Annotated in this window: 12 protein-coding genes and 1 tRNA gene; 6 read left to right on the forward strand and 7 right to left on the reverse strand. The window is 33.0% G+C overall.

Annotated features, from left to right (window positions below; translation table 11 throughout):
- The first annotated feature begins 45 nt into the window (after positions 1-45).
- Both GQR97_RS08065 and GQR97_RS08070 read left to right on the forward strand, forming a co-directional pair.
- Positions 46-2,796, forward strand: coding sequence for a TonB-dependent receptor (locus GQR97_RS08065; protein WP_158847260.1), 2,751 nt, complete (start codon positions 46-48; stop codon positions 2,794-2,796).
- A gap of 59 nt (positions 2,797-2,855) precedes the next feature.
- A tRNA-Tyr gene (locus GQR97_RS08070) sits at positions 2,856-2,937 on the forward strand.
- A gap of 61 nt (positions 2,938-2,998) precedes the next feature.
- On the opposite strand, the gene GQR97_RS08075 is transcribed toward GQR97_RS08070, so the two are convergent.
- The gene (locus tag GQR97_RS08075) at positions 2,999-4,264 is read right to left on the reverse strand and encodes a D-alanyl-D-alanine carboxypeptidase/D-alanyl-D-alanine-endopeptidase (RefSeq protein ID WP_158847262.1); all 1,266 of its coding nucleotides are present in this window, start codon (positions 4,262-4,264) and stop codon (positions 2,999-3,001) included.
- 206 nt (positions 4,265-4,470) lie between these two features.
- On the opposite strand from GQR97_RS08075, the gene GQR97_RS08080 reads away from it, so the two are divergent.
- Entirely contained in the window at positions 4,471-5,196 is a 726-nt protein-coding gene (locus GQR97_RS08080) for an FKBP-type peptidyl-prolyl cis-trans isomerase (protein WP_158847264.1), read from the forward strand.
- A gap of 165 nt (positions 5,197-5,361) precedes the next feature.
- The gene (era, locus tag GQR97_RS08085) at positions 5,362-6,243 is read left to right on the forward strand and encodes a GTPase Era (protein ID WP_158847266.1); all 882 of its coding nucleotides are present in this window, start codon (positions 5,362-5,364) and stop codon (positions 6,241-6,243) included.
- A 143-nt stretch (positions 6,244-6,386) separates the two neighbouring features.
- Here era and GQR97_RS08090 read toward each other — a convergent pair whose 3' ends face one another.
- On the reverse strand, positions 6,387-6,884 hold the full coding sequence (locus GQR97_RS08090) for a GTP-binding protein (RefSeq protein ID WP_158847268.1): 498 nt from the start codon (positions 6,882-6,884) through the stop codon (positions 6,387-6,389).
- Between the two features lie 97 nt (positions 6,885-6,981).
- Between GQR97_RS08090 and der the strand changes: the two genes are divergently transcribed.
- Both der and GQR97_RS08100 read left to right on the forward strand, forming a co-directional pair.
- Positions 6,982-8,286, forward strand: a complete 1,305-nt coding sequence (gene der / locus GQR97_RS08095) for a ribosome biogenesis GTPase Der (protein WP_158847269.1) — start codon at positions 6,982-6,984, stop codon at positions 8,284-8,286.
- A 76-nt stretch (positions 8,287-8,362) separates the two neighbouring features.
- Entirely contained in the window at positions 8,363-10,483 is a 2,121-nt protein-coding gene (locus tag GQR97_RS08100) for a M3 family metallopeptidase (protein ID WP_158847271.1), read from the forward strand.
- 74 nt (positions 10,484-10,557) lie between these two features.
- On the opposite strand, the gene GQR97_RS08105 is transcribed toward GQR97_RS08100, so the two are convergent.
- The 5 genes from GQR97_RS08105 to GQR97_RS08125 all read right to left on the reverse strand — a co-directional run bounded on the left by GQR97_RS08105 (position 10,558) and on the right by GQR97_RS08125 (position 13,927).
- Positions 10,558-11,409, reverse strand: a complete 852-nt coding sequence (locus GQR97_RS08105; RefSeq protein ID WP_410488940.1) for a TPM domain-containing protein — start codon at positions 11,407-11,409, stop codon at positions 10,558-10,560.
- A gap of 8 nt (positions 11,410-11,417) precedes the next feature.
- Positions 11,418-11,858, reverse strand: a complete 441-nt coding sequence (locus tag GQR97_RS08110; protein WP_158847273.1) for a TPM domain-containing protein — start codon at positions 11,856-11,858, stop codon at positions 11,418-11,420.
- A 49-nt stretch (positions 11,859-11,907) separates the two neighbouring features.
- Positions 11,908-12,501 carry a LemA family protein gene (locus GQR97_RS08115; RefSeq protein WP_158847274.1) on the reverse strand — a complete coding sequence of 198 codons (594 nt, stop codon included), beginning with the start codon at positions 12,499-12,501 and terminating at the stop codon, positions 11,908-11,910.
- Between the two features lie 119 nt (positions 12,502-12,620).
- A complete protein-coding gene (locus GQR97_RS08120; protein ID WP_158847276.1) occupies positions 12,621-12,950 on the reverse strand; it encodes a MerR family transcriptional regulator in 330 nt (109 codons plus the stop codon).
- Between the two features lie 5 nt (positions 12,951-12,955).
- A complete protein-coding gene (locus GQR97_RS08125; protein ID WP_158847278.1) occupies positions 12,956-13,927 on the reverse strand; it encodes a M23 family metallopeptidase in 972 nt (323 codons plus the stop codon).
- Positions 13,928-14,063: the final 136 nt, after the last annotated feature.

Below are 14,063 nucleotides of genomic sequence, written 5' to 3' on the forward strand. Positions count from 1 at the left end.
TTTAAGTTGTCTTGTTTATTCTTTAATTAATAGAAAAATTATCCTGTGAAAAATATAATATGCTTTATGCTGCTGTTAGCGGCAAGCTCAGCCTTTGCCCAAGTGAAACTGGAAGGTGTTGTAAAAGATAGTATTGGTATGCCGTTGGAGTTGGCGAATGTAATTGCTATAAACCAAGAAACCCAGAAACTAGATGCTTATGGCATAACAAACCCTGATGGTCGTTTTAAACTTTCTGTAGAAAAAAATTCTAAGTACAATATACAGGTGAGTTATATAGGTATGAAAACTGGACAGGCTGAAGTTGTTACTACCGATGTTGCGGTTACTCAAAACTTTATATTGGTTGAAGATAATGCTTTAGATGAAGTTGAATTGGTTTATGAAATGCCTGTAACCGTTAAAGGCGATACTATTGTGTATAATGCCGATTCTTTTAAATCTGGAACCGAAAGAAAATTAGGAGATATTTTAGATAAGCTACCAGGTGTTGAAATTAATGATGATGGCGAAATTGAGGTAGAAGGCGTTAAGGTTGGTAAAGTTATGGTAGAGGGCAAGGAGTTTTTTGACGGCGACTCTAAATTAGCAACTCAGAATATTCCAGCAAATGCTATTGATAAAGTTGAGGTGCTTAAAAATTATGCCGAAGTTGGGCAGTTAAGTGGAGTTACCAACAACCAAGATAATATTGCTATAAATATAAAGTTAAAAGAAGGGAAAAAGAATTTCTGGTTTGGAAATGTTACCGCAGGAGGGGGAACATCCGATAAAGATGCTTTGTATGTTGTGCAGCCAAAATTGTTTTATTACAGTCCAGATTACAGTATTAATGTTATAGGCGATTTAAATAATATTGGCGAAATAGCTTTTACGCGTCGTGATTATTTCAATTTTACTGGCGGTTTTAGATCACCAAGCAGAAGTAGTGGTACTAATATTGACTTGGGAAGTAATAATTTAGGATTCTTATCACTACAGAATGATAAAGCAAAAAGTATAACCACAAAGTTTGGTGCGGCTAACTTTAGCTATTCACCTAATAAAAAATTGGATTTAAGTGGTTTTGCTATTCTATTAAGTAACCGTACAGATTTAACTGAAATTAGTGATGTACAGTTTTTAGATGATCCTTCTCGGGATGAAAATAAGGAAAGCAATACGCGCCAGCGTAGCGATATGGGTATGTTGAAGTTTAGTGCTAAATATAAACCAAACGGAAGTAACCAGTTAGATTATGATATACTTGCTAGAACTTCTAAAGAGTCGCAAGATCAATTTGTATTATCTTCTCAGGTTGGTGATGTTAGTGAGCTAGAAAGCTCTTCACCATTTAGTATCAATCAAAATTTAAATTATTATTATACTTTAGATTCAAAAAATATTTTTGCCTTAGAGGCTCAGCATTTATGGCAAGATGAAGATCCTTTTTACAATGCTATTTTAGAAAACGACCCAACTAATAATGATAATGGTTTAAACGATCCGCTTAATCCTAGCGATGCTTATGATGATATAGCGAGTAATTTAGGGTTTGATAGAGATCAGGTTCAATATGATATCAATCAGGATAAGCGTGTAAAATCTAATCAAATGGATGCTAAAGTTGATTATTGGAATATTCTAAATCAAAAAAGTGATATTAATTTTACTTTAGGAACCATTTACAGTAAGCAAGATTTCGATTCGAATATATTTCAAACTTTAGATGATAATTCCAATTTTGATTCAGCTCCAACTATTAACGATGGTTTAGATGTAAATGATATTGCTTATACCTTTTCCGATGTGTATTTAGGTGCGCATTACCGTTTAAAATCTGGAATTTTCACTTTTACTCCTGGTTTTTCGGCGCATGCTTATAGTGCGAAAAATGATCAATTTAATGTGAATTATACCGATAATTTTTTCCGCCTTCTACCAGATTTCAATACGTTGATTCAGTTAAAAAAGAGCGAAAAAATTATATTCAATTATAGTATGGAAACCGATTTTACCGATGTTAATCAATTAGCAAGAGGTTTGGTTTTAAATAATTATAGTTCGGTGTTTTCTGGTTTTCAGGAATTAGAAAGTGCCTTATCTCATAATTTAAATCTATCTTATTTCAGTTTTAATATGTTTAATTACACCAATGTTTCGGCCAGATTGAATTATAGTAAAACGATAGATCGTATTAGAACGAGCTCGGAATTACCAGCAGGAAGTGTAATAAATGTAAGTTCGCCGTATAATTCTAATTTAGCAGATGAAAGTGCTAGTATTAATGCACGTGTTCAAAAAACGATAGGGAAATTTAGAGCTACAGGTACAGGGAATTTAAGTTATACAAAGTACAACCAGTTGGTAAATAATTTGCCTTTTACTAACGAAAATTACACGCAAAGTTATAGAGGGGAATTGAGAACTAATTTTAGAGAGGCTCCAAATTTTGAGTTAGGCTATCGTTACAGTATCCAAGATAACGATCAAGGTACACAGAGAACAAAGTTTTATACCAAGGCTCCATCGGTAAAATTTGATGCTTTAATTTTAAAAAGCTTCACTTTTAAGACCGATTATACTTATAATAATTTTTCAGATGAAGAAAAAACAATAAATTCTTATGAATTTTGGGATGCTTCTTTAGCGTATAGAAAAGATGAAAACAGCAAATGGGAATATGAAATTAAAGCGAGTAACTTGTTAAATACCAGGTCGCAAAACCGGAGTAGTGTTAGCACTATATCGGTAAGTGCAACCGAATATTATATACAACCTCGTTTTCTAACTTTTAGAATTCGATACGAATTATAAAAAAGATTTGATTTTTGTTTGTAGAATTAATAAACAATAATATATTTGCGGTCAGTTTTGGGGAGATACTCAAGCGGCCAACGAGGGCAGACTGTAAATCTGCTGACTACGTCTTCGTAGGTTCGAATCCTACTCTCCCCACTTTAATTTGAAAAGCCTGCTTTTAAGCAGGCTTTTCTGTTTTATAAGGTTTTCGAATATATTAATACGTGTTTCTTAAGTCTTCGAAAATGGTTTGCATGTTTTGTTTTACTTCAGTAGTTGGTTTGGTGTAATGGTTATTCATAAAACTAAAAATTAGAGTTTCTCCAGTGTTGGTAATTAGATAGCCACTTAAAGAATAGTTGTTTCCTAACGTTCCCGATTTTGCATAAATATATGGTTGGTTTGTGCCAGCGTACCATTTTTTTAATGTTCCAGATGTTCCGCCAGCAGGAAATAAATTAAATAAGCGCGCTTTTGGAATACTGCTGTATAGTTTGGAAAGAACATCTACAAAAGATTTTGGAGAAAACAGATTGTATCGGCTTAAGCCCGACCCATCAACCCAACGGGGTTTTTCGGTTAATGTTTTTAAATGGTTCTCAAGAATAAATTCTCTCGCGTTTTTAGAGCTTAATGTATCCGATAAAGTTGAAGATGCCATAATGAGCATTTGTTCAGCTAAAAAATTATCGCTTACATGCATCATTCGTTTATACAATGTATCCGAAGGGATACTATAAACGGTTTCCAAATGGGACGGGATTTTAGTTGTAAAATTAACAGTTGGGAGTAAGTCTTTCCATATTTCTTCCGATGTAAATCGATTTAAAACCAATGGGATTTCAACAGAATCGGTATGTTTTGGGTTGTAATAAAATATGTTTTCATTATAGCTTCTTCTATGTTTGCTAATTGTATCACTAATATTTTTTTTGAATATGCCTGGTGTACAAATTAAGCTATCTAAATTACTAATTGTAACGACATTGCCGTAAACGGGAAAGGCGCTTCGTTCGGGATTAAAATAAGTGTCGTAATCTTCCCAAGCCCAGCCAGGACCAAACTTTTCGTCTGCTAAATTGTTTTCTATAATGTTAACTATTTTATACTTCTTGGTTAAGTTTAAAGCTGTGCTATCCTTAAAATAAGTATGTAGGAAAGCTGGATTACCTGTGCCAACTATGGTTAAGGTATCGTTTTTAACGTTGTATTTTAATGCGGGAATACTATCGGGTAGCATTTGTAATGCCGTGTATAACGTGAAGATTTTAGTGTTACTGGCAGGTGTAAAATATTTCTGTGCATTATGTTGATAGATGGTGTCTTTCGTTTTGGGGTTATAAACTAAAAAACCAGTAAATTGATTATTGTAAAAATTAGTTTCTAAATCTCTGTTTATCTGTTTTGTAATTCTGGTAGATTTACAACTAGAACCTATGATTAGAATAGATATAAAAATTAAATATTTATTGATTGGGCTCATGTTCTAAAAATTAAAAAGGTCTAGGATAATCAAATATAATTAATAAATTGGTTTATGCTTATTCGTTCTTTCTGCTATTTTAGGTTGGTTTCTAATAGTGTAATGTACTTAATTGCTTAATGTTTTTTGTTAAATAGAACATAAACCTATTTTATACCTATTATAATTTTGTTACATTTGGCTCGAAATTAATTTAACACAAAAAAATGAAAACAATTAAAGTTTTAAGCCTAGTTGCTCTTACAGCATTAATGGCATCTTGTAATAATACAGGAGTTACAAAAAAGCCTATAAAAACAGAATTAGACTCAGTAAGCTACGCTATCGGTATGGATGTTGCTAGAAATGTAAAAACTAGCTTTACAGAATTTGATAACGAATTGTTTATTCAAGGGTTTATGAACGCTATTGATTCTACAGATGTTTTAATAGAGCAAGCAGATGCTCAAAAAGTAGTACAAGCTTATTTTCAAAAAAAGCAACAAGCAGACGTAGCTAAACAAAAAGAAGAAGCTGCTAAAAAAGCAGAAGCTGAGTTTGGTGAAGTTAAATTAGCTGGTGAAAAGTTTTTAGAAGAAAATAAATCTAAAGATGGTGTTCAAGTAACAGCAAGCGGATTACAATATATTGTTGAAGAAGAAGGAACAGGTGAAAAGCCAACAACAGCTTCTCAAGTAAAAGTACATTACCATGGTACGTTAACCGATGGAACTATTTTTGATAGTTCTGTAGATCGTGGAACTCCGGCTACTTTTGGTGTAACTCAAGTTATTCCAGGTTGGACAGAAGGTTTACAGTTAATGAATGTAGGTTCTAAATATAAATTCTTTGTACCACAAGAATTAGGTTATGGTGCAACACCAAGAGGTGGAAAAATTAAACCTTTCGATGTTTTAGTATTCGATGTTGAATTATTAGAAATTGTTAAGTAATTTAAAATTCAATCGTTTCGTTTGTTGTGTAGAGTTTCTCAAACAATAATTAAGTTGAAACGTTTAAATATATAGAAAAGACTGTCTGAAAATGACAGTCTTTTTTGTTTTAGTAAATTCAAAAAAATAAAGGTTGTAACTTTGCAGCTTAATAAATTGAAGATTATGAACCATAAAGCAGGTTTTGTAAATATTATCGGGAATCCAAACGTTGGAAAATCGACACTAATGAATGCCTTTATTGGTGAAAAATTATCTATTATTACTTCTAAGGCACAGACTACGCGCCATAGAATTTTAGGTATTGTAAATGGCGAAGATTTTCAGGTGGTATTAAGTGATACGCCAGGAATTATTAAGCCGGCTTATGAGTTGCAAGAATCTATGATGGGTTTTGTGAAATCGGCCTTTGAAGATGCAGATGTATTAATTTATATGGTGGAAATTGGAGAGCAAGCCTTAAAGGATGAAGCGTTTTTCAATAAAATAAAATCTTCTAAAATTCCTGTGTTATTACTTTTAAATAAGATTGATATATCAGATCAAGAACAACTAGAAACTCAAGTACAACTTTGGGCAGAGAAAGTGCCAAGTGCAGAAATTATTCCAATTTCAGCATTGCAAGGGTTTCAGGTAAAAGAAGTGTTTCATAGAATAATAGAATTATTACCAGAATCACCAGCCTTTTATCCAAAAGACCAATTAACGGATAAGCCAGAACGTTTCTTTATAAACGAAACTATTCGTGAAAAAATCCTTATTCATTATAAAAAAGAAATTCCTTATGCTGTAGAAATCGAAACAGAGGAGTTTTTTGAGGAAGAAAAAATTATTAGAATGCGATCTGTAATTATGGTAGAGCGCGAAACACAAAAAGGAATTATAATCGGCCATAAAGGTTCTGCTTTAAAACGTGTAGGGGTAGAGGCTCGAAAAGATTTAGAGAAATTCTTTGGGAAACAAATTCACTTAGAACTATATGTAAAAGTGAATAAAAATTGGAGAAGTAACCAAAAGCAATTAAAACGTTTTGGTTACAATCAATAAAAACTAACGTTATCTTTTTAATTAGGTAACGTTTAGTTTAAACTTGAACAGCATCTTTGTGCTATTCAAAAAAAGAACATTTTGGATATAGTTTGAGTTAGTTTAGTTTAAAAGCTTTGGTTGGTAGCAATTAGAGCTTTTTTTTATGCTTTAAAAACACCTGTCATAAAAACGTATAAAGCGTTCATTTCTTTTTGGTTAGAAAACTTACTTACTCTACCAGCAAAGTAAAGCGTAAACCATATTCCGGTTAAAAGGACTAGGCCCATAATTTGTGCTTGGTAAGTTGTTTTTAATGCCCAATTGCTATATGCCCAAATGCTAAAAACAATAAATAGCATAGCAACTGCGAAGTGGAAAAACATAAACATGGTCCAAACGGCAGGACTAGGGCCAAACAAGCCACGAACTATACTGCTGTTTTCGCCCACTTCATTAATCTCTAAATGTAATTGAGGAGACCAAAAATGTTGTTTCTCTTTGGGGAGTTTTATAAAAACGTGATCGTCAATTGTAGATACGATAAAATTAGACTGTAAGGTTTTGTGATCTTCAAACTTCTTTAAAACTGCCGTATTTGCTTGTGGTAATTCAATTTTAAATCGTGGTCTAAGTACAATTTCATTTAGCGGTGTGTTCATAATAAATTCATTAGGAAAGTAAAATACTCATTTCTATCGAACTAAACACTATCTTTGCAGCCGCTTACAGGATATGTAATGCATAAAAACAAAAATTATGAGTAATATAGTAGCAATAGTAGGAAGACCAAATGTTGGCAAATCAACTTTTTTTAATCGTTTAATACAACGTCGCGAGGCTATTGTCGATGCTGTTAGTGGTGTTACGAGAGACCGTCATTACGGGAAAAGTGATTGGAATGGGAAAGAATTCTCGTTAATTGATACTGGTGGATACGTTCTAGGTAGTGATGATGTTTTTGAAGCAGAAATAGATAAACAAGTAGAATTAGCAATAGATGAAGCCGATGCCATTATTTTTATGGTAGATGTTGAAGCTGGCGTTACAGGAATGGATGAGGATGTTGCTGAGTTACTAAGAAAAGTAAATAAACCTGTTTTTCTTGTTGTAAATAAAGTGGATAACGGTAAACGTGCTGCGGATGCTGTTGAATTTTATTCTTTAGGTTTAGGTGAATACTTCACTATAGCAAGTATAAATGGTAGTGGAACAGGTGATTTATTAGATGCTTTAGTTCTAGCATTACCAGAAAAAGAAGAAGTTGAAGAGCAAGTATTACCTCGTTTTGCGGTAGTTGGCCGTCCTAATGCAGGAAAATCATCCTTTATAAACGCCTTAATTGGTGAAGAGAGATACATTGTTACCGATGTTGCAGGAACAACTCGTGATTCTATTGATACAAAATATAACCGTTTTGGATTTGAATTTAATTTAGTGGATACCGCTGGAATTAGAAGAAAATCTAAAGTGAAGGAAGATTTAGAATTTTATTCTGTAATGCGATCTGTTCGTGCTATTGAGCATGCCGATGTATGTTTAGTAGTTCTTGATGCTACTCGTGGTTTTGACGGACAAGTACAAAATATCTTTTGGTTAGCACAAAGAAATAGAAAGGGTATCGTTATTCTTGTAAATAAGTGGGATTTAGTAGAGAAAGATCACAAATCTATGAAAGAATACGAACGCGTTATTAAGCAGCAAATGGAGCCGTTTACGGATGTACCTGTAGTTTTTATTTCGGTCTTAACTAAACAGCGTATTTTTAAAGCGATTGAAACAGCCGTTGAGGTTTATCATAACAGATCTAAAAAGATTAAAACAAGTAAGCTTAATGAGGTGTTTTTACCACTTATAGAAAATTACCCGCCACCCGCTTACAAAGCAAAATACGTTAAAATCAAATATATCATGCAGTTGCCAACACCGCAACCACAATTTGCATTTTTCTGTAACTTACCACAATACGTAAAAGAACCTTACAAACGTTTTCTAGAAAATAAACTTCGTGAAAAGTTCGATTTTAAAGGAGTTCCTATTAGCGTTTATATGCGTAAAAAGTAGATTATAAGTTGTTTTTTTAATGGTGTTTTTAGATTAAGTTATGTATTTTTATATATTAATAATTTAATCTAATACTATGAAAAATTGCCTTATCAAGAACAGTGCTATTTGTTTAGTTCTAGTTAATGCTGTCTTGTTTTCATGTACTTCAAACACCAAAGAAAAAATGGATGAAATCGATAATCCTTTAGTTCAAAAAAGTACATTACAATATCAAGCACCTCCATTCGATAAAATAAAAGATGAAGATTTTATTCCTGCTTTTAAAGAAGGTTTAAAACAGCACGATGTTGAAATTGATGTTATTACCAATAACACAGCCACTCCTACATTTGAAAACACAGTCTTAGCTCTTGAGTTAAGTGGTGAAACATTAGGTAGGGCACAAAGTGTATTTTATAATCTTACAAGCGCTAATACTAATCCTGAATTACAAAAGATAAAAAAAGAGTATGCTCCTATATTTTCAGCGCATTCTGATAAAATCTATCTTAATTCAAAAATTTATAATCGTATAAAGGCATTAGATCTTTCTACTCTACATGGTGAAAACCTTAAATTGGTTGATTATTACTTGAAGAAGTTTGAAATGGCCGGTGCTAGTCTATCTAGCGCAGACAAGGAGAAGATGATGGAAATTAATAAAAAGCTGTCCATTTTAAGTACCGAGTTTAGTAGTCGGTTATTGAAAGCTCGTAAAGATGGCGCTTTATTAGTCGATACAGAGATCGAATTAGATGGTTTAAGTAAAGATGATATTGATAGAGCAAAAGCTAAAGCAGAAGAAGCTGGAGCTGAAGGAAAGTATCTTTTAGGTTTGTCAAATACTACACAACAGCCTTTATTAGCGGTTTTAAAAAATAGAGAAACACGTAAGAAATTATATGAAGCTTCTTGGAGTAGAGCTGAAAAGGATAATGATGCCGATACCCGAAAAATTATAGAAGATATAGCTTTATTACGCATGCAAAAGGCTCAATTAATGGGTAAGAAGAATTATGCGGAATGGAATTTGCAAAACCAAATGGCTAAAACACCAGAGCGTGCTTTAAATTTATTGGCTGAACTAGGGAAAGCATCCGTTGCAAAAGCAAATAAAGAAGCGGCTAACATTCAAAGTATTATTGATGCTCAAAATGGTGGTTTTAAATTAGAACCTTGGGATTGGAGTTTTTATGCAGAGCAAGTTAAAAAGGCAAAATACGATTTAGATCAAAAAGAACTAGAACCTTATTTTGAATTAAATTCAGTTTTAGAGAATGGTGTGTTTTATGCTGCAGAGCGCATGTATGGCATAACCTTTAAGAAACGTAACGATTTACCTGTATATAATCCAGATGTCGTTACTTATGAGGTTTTTGATAAAGATGGATCAAGCATGGCGCTTTATTATTTAGATTTTTACACACGTGATACTAAAAGCGGAGGTGCTTGGATGAATAATTTTGTGAGTCAGTCTCATTATTTAAAACAAAAGCCAGTTATCGTAAATGTATTTAATTATATAAAACCTACAGAAGGAAATCCATCTTTAATTAGTTTTGATAACGTAACAACTATGTTTCATGAGTTTGGACATACGTTGCACGGTTTATTTGCAAATCAACAATATGTGTCTTTATCGGGAACAAGCGTACCTAGAGATTATGTTGAATTTCCTTCTCAAATAAATGAGCATGCGGCTTTAGAACCTGCGGTTTTAAAAAATTATGCAATACATTACAAAACAAAAGAAGCTATTCCTCAGGCTTTAATTGATAAAATCATGAAGGCTGAAACCTTTAATAAAGGTTATGATGTAACTGAGTTGTTAGCAGCATCTGTAATCGATATGATGTGGCATACTGTAGAGAATGAAGCTGATTTTAAATCGGTTTTAGAATTCGAAAAAGAAGCGCTTGCTAAAAATGGATTATTGGTAAAAGAAGTACCGCCAAGATATCATACACCATATTTTGCTCATATTTGGGGAGGTGGTTATGCTGCTGGTTATTATGCTTATACTTGGAGTAAAACATTAGATTATAATACTTACGATTGGATTAAAGCCCACGGAGGTATGAATCGTGAAAATGGAGAGCGTTTTAGAAAATATATATTATCTGTTGGTAATAGTGTTGATTTAAACAAAGCCTTTACCGATTTTGTTGGTCACGATATGGAAGTAGATGCTTATATCAATAATGTAGGATTCTAATAAGAAATTCTAATATTTTAATAAATTATGAAAAGGAGGAATTATTAATTCTTCCTTTTTTTTATGAGCTAAATTTACCAGCCACCAGAAGCGCCACCACCACCGAAGCCGCCGCCGCCAAAACCTCCACCGAAGCCACCTCCGCCTGAGCTTCCGCCTCCGAAACCACCGCCAAAACCTCCAGATGATCCTCTTCGGTAATTACCACGGCCCATATTACTCAAAATAATAGCTTCGAGTATATCTGAACCTGTAGATCGATTTCCGCTGTTATTCCCGCCTCCACCGCGTTTATTCTTGGAGATTGAAATGAGAATGATAATAAAAATAAAAACTAGAATGATAATAAACCCAATAGGAATACCTTCTTGATTAGAGGCTTGTCTTGTACCTTTATATTCGCCAGTTAGTACTTCAAAAATAGCATCAGCACCTTTGTTTAGTCCACCGTAATAATCATTTTTTTTAAAGTATGGAATAATGTCTCGATTAATAATTCTGTTAGACATAGCATCGGTTAGCAAGTGTTCAACGCCATAACCTGTATTAATGGCGATGCGTCTATCATCACGTGCTAATAAAATAAGTACACCGTTATCTTCTTTCTCTTGTCCAATTCCCCAAGCTTGTCCCCATTTAGCTCCTAAATAGTTTATGTTTTCACCTTCGGTAGAAGCAATGATAGCCACTACAATTTGTGTAGAAGTGGTATCGGAATATTTTACAAGTTTATCTTCTAAATTCTTTTTTTGTGATGCACTTAAAAGATTGTAGTAATCGTAAACACTAGTTTGGAAATCTGGAGTTTTAGGGATTTCATATTGTGCAAATGAAAAGTTAGTGCATAAAAGCGTAGTAAGTAAAACAATAAAAAAAATATTTTTCATCTTAAACTGCGACCGAATACTGAATACTGAGTGCTGCATGTTTTTTACTATCCTTTTGAAATTTCGTTAGATAATTCGTTGGTATCATCATGTTCCCAAGAGAAAAAAGATTCGAGTTGTTCGCCGGCTTTTTGAATGCCCTCAATAATACCTTCTTTGAATTTACCCAATTTAAAATGCGATTGCATCACGTCTTTAGTGCTATCCCAAAAGTTTTTTGGAACTACTTTATTTATACCTTCATCACCATAAATAACAAAAGCTTTATCGTTTATAGCGACGTAAATAAGCACGCCGTTTTGCAGTTTGGTATTGTCCATTTTTAAATAATGAAACACTTCTAAAGCACGATTTGTAGCATCGCCATTAGAAGTGTTTTCAATATGAATTCTTATTTCACCAGATGTATTTAATTCGGCTAAACGAATAGCTTCAACAATGTCTTGCTCTTCTTTGCTTGTTAAAAATGTTTCAACTTTATTAGACATGTTTGTATTATTTACTTTTGTGAAATATTAAATATAATAGATGTATTTTTTAGAATTCAAAGTCTACATCTGGAGCTTTTTCACTTCCGGCTTCGGCTTTAAAATAACTTAATGGTTCAAAATTAAATAAACCTGCTAATATTGAATTTGGAAAAGTTTTAATGTGCATATTGTATGGCTCTACGGTTCCGTTAAAGCGATCTCTAGCAACGTTAATTCTGTTTTCTGTACCTTCTAACTGACTTTGTAATTCTAAAAAGTTTTGGTTTGCTTTTAAATCAGGGTAACGCTCTACGGTTACTAATAAACTTTTTAAAGCTCCAGATAATCCACCTTGTGCTTGGTTGAATTTCGCCAATTGTTCTGGTGTAATATTGGTTGGATCTATAGTGATAGAAGTTGCTTTAGCTCTTGCTTCTATAACGGCTTCTAATGTCCCTTTTTCAAAATCGGCTGCTCCTTGTACTGTTTTTACTAAGTTGCCAATTAAATCGTTTCTACGTTGGTAACTACTTTCTACGTTTGCCCAAGTTTTAGTTGCTGTTTCTTTTAAAGTTACAGCGGTATTATTAAATCCTTTACCCCAAGAGTATGCGCCAATAGCAAGAATTGCAATTATAATTAATGGTAAAAATTTTTTCATGATAAATTAATTTGAATATTGATTTTAGTTCCTAATATATTAGACTCATTATTTATTAAAAAGTTACTTTTTTACGAGAGAAAAGGAAGTTTTAATCTTTTAGAGTCTGTAATAAATGTTTACAAATGCTCTTTTATTTTAATCAGTTGTGTTTTTATGTTTTCTAAAGTATCAATAATTTGAAAGTTACTTAAAGCTTCTTTTTTTTCTTCCTTTAAATGTGTTTTGGCGCCTTCGAGTGTAAATCCACGCTCCTTTACTAAATGGTAAATAAATTTTAGGTTTTTAACATCTTCAGGAGTAAATTTTCGGTTGCCCTTCGCATTTTTTTTAGGTTTAAGGACATCAAATTCTTTTTCCCAAAAACGTATTAACGATGTGTTTACACCAAAAGCTTTGGCTACTTCTCCAATGGCGTAATATCGTTTTTCTGGTAAATCTATATGCATTACTATTAATCTAAAGATTGATTTTCTAAAGAGGCATGCTCTAGTAGCTTACTATATTCTTCTGCCGTTAAACTTCCGTAGTAGAAATTCATTGGGTTAATACGTTGTCCGTCTTTAAAAATTTCATAGTGACAATGTGGTGCCTGCGAGCGTCCTGTACTTCCTACAAAACCAATTAAATCACCACGTTTTACTTTTTGGTTTTTACGTACATTATATTTATATAAATGGGCATATAAGCTAATATATCCAAAACCGTGATCTATTCTAATATGGTTTCCGTAACCAGTAGATCCCGAATCTGCTCGAACCACAACACCATCTCCCGAAGCATAAATTGGGGTGCCGCGTGGTGCTGAAAAGTCCATACCCCAATGCATTTTTCTAACTTTGGTGAAAGGATCCGATCGCATGCCGTAACCAGATGCCATACGCTTTAGGTCCTTATTGGCAACAGGTTGAATGGCAGGAATTGCTGCTAGTAATTTTTCTTTTTCTTTTGCAAGAACTGCAATTTCATCTAGCGATTTCGATTGTACTACAATTTGCTTCTGCAGAATATCCAAACGTTTGTTACTTTCAATAATTAGTTTAGAATTATCAAAACCTTCTAAATTTTTATATCTGTTAATTCCGCCAAAGCCAGCTCTTCGTTGTGCTTCCGGAATAGGGTTAGCTTCAAAATAAACACGATAAATATTATTGTCTCTATCTGCCACATTCGCTAAAACGTTTTCTGCTTCGTTCATTTTTTTATTCAACAATTCATATTGCAATTGCATGTTGTGTAATTCTCTAGAAAGTGTACGTTCTTTAGGGGATGCCACGTATTGGCTTGTTATAAAAACAGATAAAAAACCAAATAATCCCGCCGCTAAAATAAACATGAAAGCATACTTAAACGTTGTTCTTTTTTTACGTTCAATCTTCCTGTAAGAAAGTGAATCGGAATCGTAATAATATTTTACCTTACTCATTATTATTTTTATGCTATTTTTGCGCTTTACAATTTTTGTTGTTTGTGCTTTATATTTTAAAAGCAGAACGGACAAATCTACTGATTTATTATTAATAGAATAATAAATCCTTGGCTTGGCGTTTTTAAATTGAAAA

Origin of the sequence: Algibacter sp. L1A34, assembly GCF_009796805.1 — a bacterium.
In the GTDB taxonomy this organism is placed as follows: Bacteria; Bacteroidota; Bacteroidia; order Flavobacteriales; family Flavobacteriaceae; genus Algibacter.